The organism is Helicobacter sp. 12S02634-8 (assembly GCF_002272865.1).
GTDB lineage: Bacteria > Campylobacterota > Campylobacteria > Campylobacterales > Helicobacteraceae > Helicobacter_J.
The window spans coordinates 16,136-32,653 of record NZ_MLAP01000013.1 but is presented as its reverse complement, the minus strand read 5'-3'; the positions used below and the strand labels follow the sequence as shown (position 1 = coordinate 32,653).

The window sequence follows — 16,518 nt, the reverse complement described above, 5'->3', positions numbered from 1 at the left end:
TCTGTCTCAATAATCCCTTTCTCTCTTAGGTCTTGTATCTTTTCTCTATACTCTTCTCTCATTGTTTCTATAACCATATCTACTCCTTACTATGGGAGTATTATAGCATAAGGAGGGAGGTTAGCAATTTACACAATCTGAATACTTCTTAGGGTGTAGATATTTTTTCAAATCCTCAAGCTCTTTACTTGCTTTTGGGTCTTTGCTATGATCTTTACCATTGCAAGCCATAATTGCAGAATCCAAATCATTGAGATTTTGCCCTTGAGAAGAAAAATTTGATTGGGGCAGGGTATCATCGCAGCCTTGCGTTTTAAGTGTTGCATCATTGCCAAAGCAAAAGGCAAACAAAAGAGTAGGTAATAAAAGTTTTTTCATATGTGTCCTTTATAGTTTCAACTATTTTGCAAGTTGTCATAATTTCACTTTTATTGTATCTTACTTGAAATATTTTTGCAATTTTATATTTGTGGTTGAGTTCTCCCGTTGATTTCCCCCACTCTTTTAGTTTGTACCATGGTACAAATCCCATGAAACATCCTATTTTACATACTTCTATCGTTCTAAAAACTTCTTTTTACCACCTTTTGGACTGAAATTTGTGCCTAGACTTTTATTTATGTCCTTTAGACTGCTTTTATACTACTTTAGTAAGTTATTCCATCTTAAGTCTGTCTATTTATGTCCTTTAGACTGAAAAATATGTCTAGACTTTTTTGGTGGTATTAAAGTGGGAGAAAAGGTAGAAAAAAGAAGTTTTTTCTCCGTTGCAAAGTGGCAGTAAATAACATAAAATTACTTATATTTTTTTAGAAAGGAGTGCCAAATGTCTGAATTATCACAGCTTTTTCATGAAATGCGAAAAATAGATGAGGATATTGAAAAAAAGAAAAAAGAATACGAAAAGAAGATAAAGGAATATGAGGATCTAAAAACAAGATTGAAAGTAGAGGTGAATGCAGTCCAAACTAAAATCGATTTGCTGAAATATGATATACACGAATGCCCCTATGTAGATTTCTACAAATATGATGCACAAACAATGAAAATGAAGAAACTCAATTCTGTGGGTACAAAGATTGTTGAAATGGTGCATCCAGCAGGATTCGCCCATCTTGATATTTGCAAAATTAAATCCAGAAAGGGGCGTGGAGATGGGTATCACTCTCTTTTTAGAACCAACATAGATTCAAGCAGTGAAATAATGAAATATGGGAGAAAGTGGCTAGTCAATGATCTTTTAGTGCAATTGCCTAATATAGAAAGAACTAAATTCTATATTCCAAACTACAGCCTTGAAAACATTTTTCACATTGAGCGTTTGAGTCCTTATAGTAAATTCTGTTGGAAGAGTTATAAGTTGGAAGTGATTAGAAAATTAAAGGCTAATAAGAAAAAATCCATTAAGATTGTTGCCAATGGCTTTCAAGAAGCGTGGGCAGAGATGAGAAAAATCAAAGAGGATTTAAGGAGAAGAAAATTAGACCATTTCTTTGTTGAATATCCTGATGGATCTGTTCAGTTCAGAAAATTAGACCTTAGAAAACTTGATGAACCTGATTATAAAGTAAATTGTTTGGGGTCTATAAACACAGGAAATTGGGGGTATTTTTCAGATCCCATTAATGAATATCAGGTCTGTAGGGGGTGGAAAGATTTGTTTCCATGGAGATAATATAAGCTTTAGTAGCTAAGTCGTTTATATATGCTATAATTTTGTGAGATTTTTATATATAATATAACATCATATTAGATAAAACATTCTAGGGTTGAAGCAATCCGAAGTTACGCTTGTGGAGATATGCTAGTCATAGTGTCAATACTTAACTGCTATCGTTGAAGCAAGAAGCTTGAGTGTCTTTGGGCACTCTAAAGCAGTTTGTCAAAAGTCTATAAACCAAGGAGAATGTATGCTTGAAGAGAATAAACCTATGTCTGGTCTTGAAGAAAATGTCGGTTTGAAAAAACCTAAAAAAATAAGTAAATATAAAATATTGGGAATATCAGCAGCTTGTTTTGTATTTGGTGTGATCATTAGTTCCAAAGTTTTTGGGGTGTCTAGTGAAGATATTGAGAAAAATACTGCGAATATTAAGGCTAAATACGAAAAAGAGTTGCAGAGTTTAAAAGATAATAATGCTGCTGTGATTGGGCAGATTAAGGCTGAATCCCAAAAGAATATTGAAGCATTGAAGCCTTATCGCAATCTTGTTTTTGCTTATAGCCAAGCTATTTCAAAAAAAGATGCCCTCTATGCAATCGAACAAAAAATTCAATTCGTGCAAAATAACGCAGCAAGGATTAAAGAGAATTATATTAGCTCCAATCCTGATGTGAAGAATTTAGATGCAAATGTGGTCAATCAATTGCTTGAGGTTGTCAATCAAAATGCCAATACAGAGCTTGAGTCTTTGAAAAGAGCAAAAGCAATTTTGTCAGAAACCTCTGCACAAAAAGAAGCTCCTGCCACACCACAGCCTAAGAATTTACAACCTCAAAATACCGATGGATTTGATTTTGGGAAAGAATAATCTAGGGGCTAATGCGTGGATTTAACTGCAGAGCAAAAAAATATTGTTGCAAGCCAAGATAAGATCTTGTTAGTTAATGCCTATGCTGGCACAGGCAAGACTTCCACTTTGGTGGAGTATTGTAGGGCTAGGGTAGGGAGCAAGATTTTATATCTAGCTTATAATGCTTCAATGGCAAAAGAAGCATTGAAGAAGTTTAGGGGCTTAGAGGTTGATTCTACAACAATCCACGCCCTTGCTTATCGCCATATTGGTAAGGATTTTCAAGAAAGGCTTGGGGATAATTTGTCTTTAAAACCTATCGATTTAATCAGATATTTCCCTCAAGATTATGAGTCTGCTAATGCCCTTTTGGCTGTGTTTAAAAGCTTTCTCTTTTCAAAGGAAACTATCAATGCTGTGATGGAACAAAATAAAGAATTGGATAAAAACATTTTAAAATATCTACCTATTTTATGGAAAGATATTCAATGTGATTCCTCATTGCCTTTTGAGCACGATTTTTATTTGAAGATGTATCAATTGAGTTCCCCAGTCCTTGATTATGATTATATTTTGGTTGATGAAGCTCAAGATCTCAATCCTATGATGTTGGATATTGTTATCAAACAAAAAGCTAGATTGGTTTTTATTGGTGATACTTTTCAAAAGATTTACGGATTCAGAGAGTGTATCAATGCTTTAGAGAGTCTTGCTTCTTATGAGGGTGCAAGAACGCTTTATCTGACTGAAACCTTTAGATGTCCTCAAAACATTATTGCTCTTGCCAATCCTTACTTAGCTCTTTTGAGGGCAGAAAAACCATTGGTTTCAAAGAAGATAGTGCCTAAGGAGGAGTTGAGAAAAAAGCAAGCACAATGTATAATTTGTCGGACAAACGCAAAAGTGCTTGAGTTTGTTTCAGATAATTTAGATAAGAAGATTCATTTTATCGGTGGTGTAAAGGGTTATGGTTTTGATGATTTGATTGATTTGATGTTGGTTCTCTCTAAGAATCCAGAACTCAAGAGGAATATCAAAAACCCTTTTTATAAAAAAGCTTTTGTTGATTCTGAAAGCCTAATGGGCTATATTAAAGAATCCAAAGATAGTGAAATCAGAGGAAAGCTCATCTTGCTTTTTAAACTTTTAAAAGATGAGATCAATCCATTTGAGTTGATTAAAAATATCAAAGACTCTCCTAAAAAAGATGCAGACTTCATTATCACTTCTGCCCATAAGAGCAAGGGGTTGGAGTGGGAGCATGTGCTTTTATATGATGACTTTTTTGATGTTGCAGATTCTTTGGAGAAAGAAGAAAAGTTGGTTGATGCTGAAGAGTTGAATTTGCTATATGTCGCCATTACACGAGCCAAAGAAAGCCTAGAGATGGTTAAGGACTACTCCATATCTTGGGAGCTCTTTCAGAAGGCACAGCAAAATTTAGTCATTACTAAAACATAAGGATTTTTATGGGCAATGAAGAAAAACCAAAGAAAAGTGGATTTTTTGGAATGTTTAAAATAAAAACTCATACAGCAATTGATGAGATTGCTTCCAAAGATGATGCCATCAAGAAGCAAAAAAGCAAGATGAATAAGAGGATAGGGATTCTATTCTTTTTAATGGCTGCAGGTTTCATCATTGCAGTTATGATTCGAGCAGTTTCTATTTATAGCGAACACGAAAATGATTATATTGATCAGACAAAAAGACAAGTTGTTGAGATTAAGACAGATAATTTTGCTATTTGGCAGAGTGCTATCATGCAGAAAATGAAAGATGAGAAAAGTGCAGTTGATGGTCAATTTAAAGATTTGAACGCTAAATTGGAGAGCACTAGTTCTTTTTTAACCAAAGAACTACCTCAAACATTAAAAGAAGCTTTTGATAATGTTGGGAGCAAAATCAATGATCTTTCCAATCAAACCCAATCAATCCAAAGTAGCGTGAATCAAAAGATTGATGATATGAGTAAAAACACCGATGCTAAAATCAGTGCTTTACAAAAAGATTTTAAAGATGAGATCCACACGCAGATAGACAAGGTGAATACAGAAATTAAGGGCATTAAAGAGAAGCAAAATACTATGAGTGTAACTCCACCTTCTATCGCAGATCTTCCAACGCTTTCTGAAGATGCTTCCAAGCTCCCTGTTCCTGTTGAGCAGAAAAAAGAAGAGCTAAAGTCTTACCCGATTGCCTTTACAGTAAGACCCTCGCTCTCTGCTCCACCTGAAGAAGAACAAGAGGGAGAGCCTTTCTTTAATGTAAGAGCTGGATTGGCTCAAGGAATTTTGATCAATGGTGTTGATGCTGCAATTGCCAATCAGGGATCACAAGAAGATTCCCCTGTGTATATTTCACTCCTAACAAGAATGACTATTGCCAATGGGGAATACACCAATGTTAAGGATTGTTTGTTGATTGGTGGGGCTGTGGGATCTTTCACAACAGAAGCTGTCAAAATCAGACTCACAAAGATTTCTTGTGTGTTCTCAAACCAAATGGGTGAGAAATTCGTTGCAGAAGGGAATATTCAAGGCTGGGTGACTGATGAGAACTCAAAAATTGGTTTAGGAGGGCAGTTGATCACTAAAGAGGGTAAAATCATCAGAGCTGCACTGCCTTTGGCTTTTTTACAAACAGGATTTGATTACATCACACGCAAAGCAACCAATGTAAGTGTTGTTGGGGGTGGCTATACTGATTTGCAAGCTGCATTGGGAACAGGCTCAAGCAGTGCTGCATCAAACACCATTTCTAAGATGGCAGATATTTATAGCAAGTATGCCCAGAGCCTTACAGCTGTGGTGAGTATTATGGGAGGGAGGAAGGTAACGATTCTTTTTAAAGGAGGGGAGAAAATCAAGCTAGAACCCTATGAGGACAAGACAGGCAGAGAGGGATCTGAAATGGGAATTGATATGGGTGATAACCAATATGATTATGTTGAAGCCAAGGGGACTTATTATGAAGATAATTAATTTGAGTATTTTAGGAGTTGTGTTTTTGTTATCTGGTTGTTCGATTGGGGCAAATAGCAGTTATTGTGAATCAGGAGCATTCGGTAGATTTTTTTATTATGATTTTAACAAAGGTGATTACGACTATAAAAATGCAGGGGTGTGCGATAACGCTTATAAAATTATCTCTAATCGCAGTTCCACCCTTGAGAAGGCATATAAGGATTATAAGAATGAAGAATAAAACAAAATTTTTTATAGGTATTGCAAGTATGCTGTTTCTTTTGGGGTGTTCTAGTAGGGAGATTGTTGTTTTGAATCAACAAGACTATCAGTCCAGATACAAACCAATCATAGGCTCTCAAAACAACGATGCACGCACTGTGATTGATTATGGCGTAGTTCTAAAGATTTGGATCTCACCTTATAAGGACAGATATGGGGTTCTCATCGCAGGGCATGATAATTATGTTTGGGTGAGAAGACCTGATTTTGTGCCTGGCTCAACTGTCCCTCAAGTCAATCAAAGTTCTGGTGTGATTACTCCCACTCGCAAGCTTCCATTTAGTATAAGCCCCAGAGAGATTGATCGGGCTGATTTAAAATCAGATAAGGTGATCAATGATTTTATCAATGAAAGCTATAAAAATACCAACAATCGGGTAATGAATAAAATCAAAAAGGATACAAGCAACATCAAAAACACTAAAGCCAAGACAAAACAAACAAAGACAGCACCAAAAAAGACAACACAGACAAAGAATACTAAAACCAATAAGACCAACAATAAGGGTAAAAAATGATTAAAAGAGTTTTATCAGTTTCAATAATTTGTTCAGCTATACTACTAGCTTCCCCTCAAAACCTAGCTAGTATGTCGGATTTAAAAGAGTCTATTGCTACACTCATTGATCAAGTCAAAGCACTCAATGATAGGCTAGATGCCTTAGAGCAAACAAAAGGTGGGGATCAGAATGATGGAGATACTAACCAAACACAAGAGGAAGCAGAAGAGGAGCAAGTCAAGGCAGAAATAGAGCAGGTTCAAGAAGCTCCAGAGCCCCAAGAAGAAGTTCCAAAAGCCAAAGAATCCCTAAAAGAGCCTCCTAAAGAAATAGCACCTGAATTTGTTGTCAATCAAGAGGGCTTGGTTGTTAAGAAGGATTTGCAAAGTCTGAAAGATGATTTGAATAAAGAGCTAGCAGAGCTTCGCAAAGAAGTTGCTGCATTGAGTGCTAAAGAAGATAAACCAGAGAAGCCTACTCCTCCTGCAAATGCCATAACAGATAAACAAGAGGGTAAGGGGGAGGATTGTTCTTTAAATTGTGCTTCCAGAAAGGATTTTTCTGACTTCAAATATGATTCTCTTGAGAGAAATAAATCTTTGCATCGCAGAATCGATGTTTTATCTAAAAGGTTAGATCAGCTCGAACAACAAATTGCAGAAACAAGAAAGTATTTTGAAGGGAGCTAATTAGTGAAGTATCTACTTTATTTTCTCTTAGCAGCACTAGCCTTTGGCTTTGTCTTTTATGTCAGAAGTCCTAAGCGTATGAAGAAGCTCCTCCCACAGCTCAAAAAGATTTGGGAGGTGGTAGTTCCTTTTGAATGGACTCAATCATTAGCTTCTCTCACACCTGATCGAATCAAGGCACTCAATCACACCGATAGCATTTCAAGCCAGCTACTTTTAGAGTCTTATCGACCAGTTGATGATGAGATTGGTTTTTTTAATCTCATCACAGGTCGTATTGGTATTGGTTTTGAGGTTTCTCCTCCCTCGATTCTAACTGAAGATATGCTCAAAGGTATCAAATCTACACTCAATGCAATTGACATTAAAGATGTGGCTGTGCAATTTATCACCTATGCTTCTACTGATTTGAGTAATTATTTAGCTGCTCTCAAAGAGTGTGCGACTTGTGATAGTGGGGTGGGAAACACCCAAGCCCTCCTCAAGCTTAGAGATGATCGGATTAAAAAAACCAAACAATGGTCAAAAAGCACGATGCTTTCCAAAGAGTCAGGGGCTGATTTGAGGGCTAGAAATTTTATCAATATGGTCTTGATACTCTTCCCTGAAGAAACACCTGAAAGCAAAATCAGAAGCCTATACTACACAATCAAGGGGAGTATCAAGGAGTTAGAACCTAGGTCTTTGAGTCCTAAGACTATTGCAAAAGTTTATGGTGAGATTTTGAAAGAAGACTCATCTTTGGGGGATTATGATGTCCATAAGAAAATGAATACACAACTAGCAAAGGGGGCTAGAATTAGAATCAATCCTGATGATGGGTTGATTGAAATTGGTAAAAAAACCTATGCTAAAGTCCTCACAACTCAAAAGTGGCCCAAATATACTGATGTTTTGAATATGATGGATGCGTTCTTTCCAATCGATGGTGATGAGTTCCAGATTCCCCTTCCATCGCCATTTTATGTGAGTATGACCGTGCATATTGATAATCCTGAGAAGGTCAAGAGCAAAATCTTGAGTAAAGCAAGGGCAAATGTCAATAATTCAAGCAAAATCAATAGAAAGATGAGCTTGATGAATCCCAAAGTGCAAGAAACTATTGATGAATCCTTGCGAACGATTGAATATTTTGAGAAGTATGAACAAAAGCCCTATCAAGCGATGTATACCATTGCAGTTTTTGAGGAAAACAAAGACCGATTGAATACAGCAATTGGAAGACTAAAGACTAGGGCAGCTGATGTCAATATGGGAGGGTGGAAAATCCAAGAAGAAGAGATGGGTATCACTGCTTTGCAAACTTTGCTTTGGTCGCTACCCTTTCAGTTCGATTTAGAAACTAAACAATTCTTGAATCGGTTTGATTTGATGTTTAACTCTAATGTGATGAGTATTATCCCTTTAATTGCTTCTTTTAAGGGCATTGGAGATCCTGTTTTGAGGTTTTTTGCTAGGACAGGTCAATGTGTGGGTATTGACTTTTGGGCTTCTCAAAATAACTACAATGCTTGTATCATTGGACCATCTGGAAGTGGAAAATCATTTTTGAGTAATAGTATTCAAGCTTCTCATCTCCAAGCAGGTGTGAAACTAACTATTTTTGATAAGGGGAAAAGCTACTTGCCCCTCTGTCAAGAACTAAAAGGGGAATTTATTAGTTTTGAAGAGTTTGATGATTCTGGTAAGCCCAATAAGAAGTGTCTTAATTTCTTCACCAATTTAGTGACTAAGCCACAGCATAAAGACACGATTAAGGGTGATAAAGTCGTGATGAACTATGCTTCTTTCTCAGTTGATGATCTTGCTGGAATTGATGGTATGGTTGATATGATCGATGAAGACTTTTTCCAACCCCTCATCATCATTGTTGGTATCATGTGTGGGCAAGACTTCACACCAGGGATCAGAAGCGATAATGACTCCATTGATAATGCCAATCGTTCTGTGATGATGACCTTATTGCAAGAAGCTGTAAAGACTGCGTTTTATCGCAGGGGCAGGGAAGCTGGTATGCGTGAGGTTGGAGAAGCTCTGTCATGGTTTAAAAAAGAAGCAGAAGTCAAAAGGGATTTCCAAAGTGTAGAGATAATCTCACAACTGCTTTTAGGTCTGGCTGCTTATATTTATCCAGGTGGGGAGTTCTATGAATATTTCAATGGCTCGTGTAATGTTGATATTAAAAATGACTTTTGTCTTTTAGAGCTTGATGAACTCACCCGTAAAGGAAACCTTTATGATCTTGTTGTGATGTTTATGCTTGAGCAATGTATCGTTGATATGTATTTAGATCGTTCCAAGAAAAAAAGCATTGTGATTGATGAAGCAGCTTCTATTCTAAAAAAAGAGTTTTTTGCTGCATATCTTGAGGATTTGGCTCGCAGAATTAGAAAATACGGAGGGAGCTTGATTACAATCACTCAAGATGACCAAGACTATAATGCTAATGCGAGTTCAAAATCTGTTTGGACCAATGCTTCTCATAAGTTTATGCTTGCCATGGACCCCAGTAACATCAACAGAGGGTTTTCAGATGGGGGATTGTTTGTTGGCTGGTCAGATTTTATTAGAAGGCAAATGTTATCTGTAAAAAATCGAGCACCCGAATACTCTGAAGTCCTCTATGTGTATGCAGGAAGATTTTCAGAGATTCTGCTTTTAAAGGCTACCCATCAAGAAGGGGCGATGTTTACTACAAAAGCAACAGAGATCTCTTATAAGAAGGAACTACAGAAAAAATACAACCTCACTCCTCAAGATGCTACATCAATGTTTGCTTATATGAAGGAGGGCTTACCCACTCATGAGATTTTAGAGATTTTAAAAGGCGAGGATAATTCTGCTAATACTGAATATTGGATGGGAAAAATCCGAAAAGCTGTCAATGGAGATACAATCACTCCTTACTGCCAAAAGATTGTGGATAAAGATGGTGGGGTTGTGTTTTATGAAACATTCTTACGCCTACTTGTCGATGGAGAAGTCTTCACGCCCAAGGATTTTTTAGAAACTGCTGTTGAGCAAGATCTTTTGAATATGATCACCAAAATCCATATCCAGAAATGTGCGAGCTTCTTTATTGGTCATAATGCTACATTCTCTATCAACTTGCATGAGAGTGAAATTAGCTCTCATTTACTGGAAATGCTTGATGAGATTATGGGCGAGCATAAAGAATTACTTATCTTAGAAATTCCATCTTCTGGTATCTCTAATAAAGACACAATGGATTTTTGTGAGGATGCTAAAAATAGGGGTTATCTCATTGCCATAGATAATGTCAGCTTTGATATTGATTTGGGTGTGCTTGATGAGATTAGCCCACATATCATCAAAATCAATGGGATTTTAATCAATTCAGCCCTTAAAGATGAAACCAAGCGTAGGAAGTTAAAGGTCTTGCCTGATTTGGCTAGAGCCTTAGATATTCAAGTGTCTGCTAGCCATATTGAAAATAAGGAAGTCTTTAGAATGACCCAAGGGTTTGGCGTTCATTTCTTCCAAGGTAATTATTTTGCAGAACCTATGGATATTTTTGAGGGTTATGAAATTCAAGTAAAGGAGGATTAATGTTTGGGAATGTTGTCGATAGAATTTTTAAAGCTCATAGAAAAATAAAAGAATTTGAGAGAAAGACAGAGGAGTATTTAGCTCTTAATGGGGCTACAAAATGGAAGGCTGAACGCATTAAAGCCAAAAGGCTCAAGCTTTTCAAAGAAAAATATAAACACGAAACTGATTATATCCTTCAAAACAACCACACTGGTCTTTATATGGGGGTAGGGGTTAATTTAGAAACTTTAAAACTCAGTCCTATTTTATTACCTTGGGGCGATGTTTCCAATCACATGATTACTTACGGAACTACTCGTATGGGTAAATCCTATTTGATGTTAAGTATCGTAAGGCAAAATATCTTACATGGTGATGATGTAACCATTTTTGAACCTAAGGGGGGAATTGGACAACAGGTTTTTAATAAGGTTGTGGAGTTTGCTCAAGAAGCCAATCGACTCCAAGATTTGATGTTTATCAATCCCTTAATGCCTAATGCTTCGGAGTTCTTTAATCCCATCTATGGTTTGGGTGATGATGAGATCTCTTCTATGATCGCTTCGATTTTGTATCCTGATGCCAAGGGGGATTCTCAATTTTACTCCTCCCATACATTTTCAACACTCAAAGCTGTGTTGTATGCACTGACATTCTTGGAGAAAGCAAGTGATGTTGATGGAACTTATGTGGCAGAGAAAGAAAAAAAGGAATATATGAAGTATTTGAAAATCAAGGAGTTTAAAAATAATGAAATCCAATTCCACGACAAAGAAAGTGGGCTTATACTTCCTGATATTGCAGATCGGATCTTTTCTAAGATAGAGAATTTTGAAGAGGATAAAAAAGTAATTTTCAATCGGAGTTTTATTACCTTCAAGGATATTTTTTACTATATCGATGCTGAAAATTTAAAAGTCCTCAAGGCTACAGTGGAAAAAATGTCTATAGAGAATACAAATACGCATTTCTGGCATCTTTCAAAGATGAAGGAAGAAGCGATTTCCCTTCTGGATAAGGTTTTTAAAATCCCTGAAGAGCACCATTCAAAAATCTCTGTTTCGCTATCAAATTTTCTAGCAGATATATCCACAGGTTTGATGGGGCAGATTTTTTGCACCATACGAATCAATCCCATTTTGCTTAGGCTCAACAATCCCAATAGGGGAATGATTTTGCTAGTTCAGCCCGTGCCTTTAAAGATTAAGAAAGTTTCTGAGTATTTTAATAAAATCTATATCAAAATGCTTGAATCCATTTATGGAAATGTCAGCTTGAGTGGTAGGGCATTGAGTCCAAGGCGACATTATGCCCATTTAGATGAGGGTGAGTCAGCTTTGTATCCAGGTGTAGAATCAATTCTCAATAAGGGTGCTGGACTTTTGCTAACCCTAAATATCTATACCCAGTCTTTGGCAGACCTTCAAGCAAAACTAGGGACTACCATTGCTCAAATCTCTCAAGATTCGCTCAATACTTATGTGATTTTGCGTATGAACGACCCAAAATCCATCGCTGAAATTATTGATGCCTTTGGTGATAATAATTTCACAGAAACCAATATTGTAGGAGGTGAGGGGGGTGCAAGAATCAGCTTTTCACGCACTACAAAAAATATCTTAACCAAAGAATCTATCAGAAAACTAAGGGTGGGGGAGGGCTTTTTAAAGAATAAATCCAAAGAATATAAGGTTGCATTCCCCATTATGCTTGATGTAGATGAGAAACATACTATCCAAGCAGATATGTCTGAACAGGAGAAAAATCTCCAGAGATTGATGAATTTTGAGCGTAGCTTAGAGAAGGAGTTAGCACAATGAGTTATAAAAAAAGAGTGAGAGAAGCCATTGCTGAAATTGAAGATAAATTGATTGAGAGAGAAGAACTCATACGCCTTTGTTTCTTGTGTATTTTCTCCAAACAGCATATGTTTCTTATCGGCACGCCAGGTGTTGGTAAGACCTATGCAATCCAGATAATTTCTAAAGTGATTAGTGATGGGAGTTATTGGGAAAAACTCCTAAGCAAAGAAACTTTGGAGAAGGATTTGATTGGTAGAGAGGATACTCCTAGAGAAGAAACTTTATTGGCACATCATTTTATTTTTTTAGATGAGATGTTTAAAGCCACCGATGATTTGCTTGTTAGCTTATTGTCTTTTTTAAATGAAAGATATTATACCATAAAGGGCAAGGCAGTCCCTGTCCCTTTATACACTCTATTTTCAGCTTCAAATGAACTTCCCTTTGGAGAGAAAATTGAGCCCTTTAGCGATAGGCTTTTAATTTGGTTTGAGGTCAATCGGATTCAGAAAAAAGAAAACAAAGAGCGTTTTATCCGTGGAGCATTCAATAAAGACAAGAGCATTAAGAATACTTTTCTTTTGAGTGATATTGAAGATGTCTGCAAAAGAGCTAAGGCAGTCGCAATTCCAGATGAAATATCAGACACTTATTTTCAAATTCAAGATAGCCTAATCAGATCAGGGATTAAAGCTTCTGATAGGAAGTTTGGTTCTGATTATGTGATTAAAGCCTTGAGAGTGAGTGCTGTTTTAAATGACAGGGAAGCTCTTGATTTTTCAGATCTTTTATTTGTCAGACATATGAGTTGGACTAATTATTTAGAAAGAAACAAGCTTGCAGAAGTTGTTGATAATGTGATTTTTGGAGATAGGGAAAAGATTGAATCTTCCTTGATTAAGGTCAATGAGTTTTTCTCTAAAAAGAACTCAAGCTTTGATCGGAGTTGTTTTAAATTCATCAATTATCAGCTCCAAATATCAGACAGAGAAACCTATAAAGAAAACATCGATCTTTGCTCTTTGTTTTTAAAGGATATGGGCTTGGCTAGATCTGAACTCAATAAAACTATTAATCAATATAACAAATTCCTTCAGATCAAAAAGCAAGAGAAAGAGAATATCCTATTGTGTCCATCGATGTTTTCACCATTTACACAAGAGAGCATTGAACTCATGAACGCTACTTTAGTCAGCGTTGATTTTCAGATAAAAAAGGTGCAAGATTTTATTGATGCAAATCCTGATCTCTATGCTTATCAACGAAACCAAAATCAAAAAGGAGTAAAAACAAATGCTTAAAAAGATCCCCATCATACTCTTTATATGTGGTTCTTGTCTATTTGCAGACACCAATAGTCCTGGTAGGGGCTGGCTGCAATATGAAGATGAACCCTCCTCCTCACAAAAGCCAATAGATACTAAAAAAGTGAGTGAGAAAGATATTCTTTTGGCTATTTTGAAAGAACAACAAAAGCAGACTTCTATCCAACTAGAGATCTTAAAAATCTTAAAAGTTACTAATGACTTACCAGAAATGATTGAAGTCAATGGCAAGAAATGTTTGAGTAACTCTTCGGTGGATTGTTTCAAAATGCCTATCACCAAAGATGCAGCTAGAATCCCTGTGATGAAGCAGTGGCTTGAGAACCCAACTGTTGAGAATGCTCTTGCTTATTACAAATGGCAGAGCAAATACCTCAATCAAATCTTTGATGTTGGCTATTCATTGGAGTTTGCTTCCAAATCCACTGCTCCTTTAATGGGCATTATCCCAACCTATACTAACACAAACACTAGGGAAGCAGAGGATCAAAGAGAGGTTTATATATGGGATTCTGTAATCAAGAAGCTTTCTAAGAATATGGAAATCAATATTCTCATCGGTAAAACCACTGGCTTTGATGTGGATAGGGCAACACGCATTTTTGATATTTATGACAAATACAAATCTGTGGGGGTTAAAATCAAATTTGTTTTTGAAAATCAAGAATCGCTCAACACATTTGCTAATTTCAATAAAACTGCACCATCTGAAATTTATGGACAGAGGTGGTCGCAAATCCCAGCAAGTGATAAGGTGATCTCTCCCAATAGCTTTAAAATCAAGGGAATATCGGTTTATGCCACACCAATGTATCTTCTAAAATATAACGATATGGCTAAAAATATCCATTTCAATCAGATTTTAGGAGTGGGTAAAGATGATTTAGAGGTAATTTTTAAGGCTACTTATAGAGCTTTGATTCTATTTAAAGCCATCAAACCAACAGATATTAGTGGAGTTAAGGCTGATGGGGTGAATTTGAAATATATGATCGATGAACTCAATCAACGCACTTGGATCAATGATCCTGATGGGAAAGAAAGAGGCAAAATATTTAGAGAACTCTTAGAGAAGGAGATCAATCGTGAGAAATAAAATAAGATTATGGCGAACAAGACAGGGCTTGTCTGTTTTTTTGAGTGCAGCTTTGCTTGCAGGATCTATTTATGGAAAAGAAAAGGTAGATTGGGAGGGAGTGGGCAATAGTTTTTCAAAAGGTTTTGGGGATTCTACAGGAATTAACCTCAATGTCAATGGTGAAAAGACTGGCTTTTATGGTGTCACGGGATTTAAAAATATCACTAAGCCCCAAGAGAGTGGTGGAGCTTATTTTGGGGGGAGTATGGAGTTTAGGTTTAATAACGAAGTGAAGAAGTTTAAACCTTGGGTGGATTTTGAAGTGCCAAAAATTGAAGCAGGCTGTAATGGCTTATCGCTCAATGGTGGTTTTGCAGAAATGCTAGGACTTCAAGATATTGCAGAGCAGCTAGGAAATGCTTCTGGTGCATTGGTCTATGGTCTTTTTATTGGACTAGTCAATTCTGTTCCTACTATTGAGCATGTCTTCTCCAGAATTAAAGAGATGATCCAATCCTTACAATCAGCACTCAGAAATGCTTGTAACTTTGGAAAACAAATGGGATCAGAATTGGCAAAAAGCACTGGCGTCCCCCAAGCGATGCAAGCAGGGGTAGATAAGGCTGCTGATTGGATTGATAAAAAGGTCGATCAGGTCGCAGAAAAGACCAAAGGTATCATCGGTGGCAAAAATGAAAAGCCAACAGGAGGGCAGAGCGAATCCATATCTGTTCAAATTGCAGAAACATATGGAAGGTTCTTCTTCATCAAGGGATCAGCAAAGATTTTAGTTCCTGAGCTATTGAAAGACCCTGTAGCGTTTATGCTAAATAAAGATGGCTTCACCCCTATAACCTATAAAGAGATTAAGGGGGATAATCAGACAGAAATGTTGTATTTATTTGCGATCAATATTTTTGGTGAAAATGCCATCAGTCCAGAGCTTGATGAGTTTTATAGAAAAAATGGAAGCTTGTTCCCAGAATGGATTGCAAAGGGCAAAATAGTCAAGCCTTCAGAAGAACAGAAGAAGGCAATTGATAATGTATCAAAGAAAATAGCTAGGGTATCTAAAGAGGGTTCAGGCGAACCACCCTTGGTTTTGGAAGACAATTACCTACCACCACAATCTGAAAGTGGTGTTCTGATTTCGATATTGCTTTATGGAAATGAAGACAAAAAAATTGAGTTACACCCAGGCACTGTGATTTACTCTCAAGCAAGAGATAAGGCAGGCATCATGTATAGCCTTCTTACAACTGTTAATATGGAAGAAAAGAAAGTGAAAAAACCTTGGGATGGACTTGTAAATAGCAGTAGAAAAGCTATTGAGTGCCATCTAAATAAAACAACTTCAAGTGCATGTGGCACTTCAAGTGATGGTGTTCAATTGATTATCCCTGGTTATGAGCCAATGATTCAAACTATTCGTGATTTAAAGGCAAAAAGTGCTTCTCCTAAAATTGGCAGTAAAGATGCTATTGCATATGAAGTTCAATCTAAGGATTTGGTAGATGTGATGGCAAATTTAAATGCTTATTTGTTTGCTAAGTATCTCCTGTCTAATATTTTGGATCAGAAACAAAAGGCTTCTATTGATAAGTCTGCTATAAATAGGTTCGAAGAACTCCACTCCAATCAACTGATTTTAGAAGAATACATTAGGTCATTAGAAGAAGCCTTACTCAAAAACATTGACAAGGTGACTGGGGTCAAAGACCTATTCAATCGAGTTACAGAAATGCTACAAAAAGACAGGGTGGTGAAATAATATGATAGGAAAGATATTTTTAGCTCTCACTTTGCCCCTT

The 16,518-nt window shown here is 36.6% G+C and carries 13 protein-coding genes; 12 read left to right on the top strand and 1 reads right to left on the bottom strand.

Annotated elements, in window-relative coordinates:
- Positions 1-120 precede the first annotated feature (120 nt).
- On the bottom strand, positions 121-378 hold the full coding sequence (locus BKH46_RS08070) for a hypothetical protein (protein WP_095226332.1): 258 nt from the start codon (positions 376-378) through the stop codon (positions 121-123).
- Between the two features lie 448 nt (positions 379-826).
- Here BKH46_RS08070 and BKH46_RS08065 point away from each other — a divergent pair, with 448 nt between their 5' ends.
- From BKH46_RS08065 to BKH46_RS08010, 12 genes are all read left to right on the top strand, one after another.
- Complete coding sequence (locus BKH46_RS08065) at positions 827-1,675, top strand: hypothetical protein (protein WP_095226331.1); 849 nt, start codon at positions 827-829, stop codon at positions 1,673-1,675.
- Positions 1,676-1,910: 235 nt separating this feature from the next.
- A complete protein-coding gene (locus BKH46_RS08060) occupies positions 1,911-2,531 on the top strand; it encodes a hypothetical protein (RefSeq protein WP_095226330.1) in 621 nt (206 codons plus the stop codon).
- Between the two features lie 15 nt (positions 2,532-2,546).
- Positions 2,547-3,974, top strand: a complete 1,428-nt coding sequence (locus BKH46_RS08055; RefSeq protein WP_095226329.1) for a UvrD-helicase domain-containing protein — start codon at positions 2,547-2,549, stop codon at positions 3,972-3,974.
- Between the two features lie 8 nt (positions 3,975-3,982).
- Positions 3,983-5,497, top strand: coding sequence for a TraB/VirB10 family protein (locus BKH46_RS08050; protein WP_095226328.1), 1,515 nt, complete (start codon positions 3,983-3,985; stop codon positions 5,495-5,497).
- A complete protein-coding gene (locus tag BKH46_RS08045; protein ID WP_095226327.1) occupies positions 5,484-5,720 on the top strand; it encodes a hypothetical protein in 237 nt (78 codons plus the stop codon). Before BKH46_RS08050 ends, BKH46_RS08045 begins: the two co-directional genes overlap by 14 nt.
- Entirely contained in the window at positions 5,710-6,279 is a 570-nt protein-coding gene (locus tag BKH46_RS08040) for a hypothetical protein (RefSeq protein WP_095226326.1), read from the top strand. Before BKH46_RS08045 ends, BKH46_RS08040 begins: the two co-directional genes overlap by 11 nt.
- Before the next feature lie 71 nt (positions 6,280-6,350).
- Positions 6,351-6,950, top strand: a complete 600-nt coding sequence (locus BKH46_RS08035; protein ID WP_172402601.1) for a hypothetical protein — start codon at positions 6,351-6,353, stop codon at positions 6,948-6,950.
- A 3-nt stretch (positions 6,951-6,953) separates the two neighbouring features.
- Complete coding sequence (locus BKH46_RS08030; RefSeq protein ID WP_095226324.1) at positions 6,954-10,520, top strand: EAL domain-containing protein; 3,567 nt, start codon at positions 6,954-6,956, stop codon at positions 10,518-10,520.
- Positions 10,520-12,322 carry a TraM recognition domain-containing protein gene (locus BKH46_RS08025; RefSeq protein ID WP_095226323.1) on the top strand — a complete coding sequence of 601 codons (1,803 nt, stop codon included), beginning with the start codon at positions 10,520-10,522 and terminating at the stop codon, positions 12,320-12,322. The genes BKH46_RS08030 and BKH46_RS08025 overlap by 1 nt, the downstream gene beginning before the upstream one ends.
- Positions 12,319-13,605: an AAA family ATPase gene (locus BKH46_RS08020; RefSeq protein WP_095226322.1), complete on the top strand. Its 1,287-nt coding sequence runs from the start codon at positions 12,319-12,321 to the stop codon at positions 13,603-13,605. Before BKH46_RS08025 ends, BKH46_RS08020 begins: the two co-directional genes overlap by 4 nt.
- Complete coding sequence (locus tag BKH46_RS08015) at positions 13,598-14,725, top strand: hypothetical protein (RefSeq protein ID WP_095226321.1); 1,128 nt, start codon at positions 13,598-13,600, stop codon at positions 14,723-14,725. The genes BKH46_RS08020 and BKH46_RS08015 overlap by 8 nt, the downstream gene beginning before the upstream one ends.
- Positions 14,715-16,478, top strand: coding sequence for a conjugal transfer protein TraH (locus BKH46_RS08010; protein ID WP_172402600.1), 1,764 nt, complete (start codon positions 14,715-14,717; stop codon positions 16,476-16,478). Before BKH46_RS08015 ends, BKH46_RS08010 begins: the two co-directional genes overlap by 11 nt.
- Positions 16,479-16,518 lie beyond the last annotated feature (40 nt).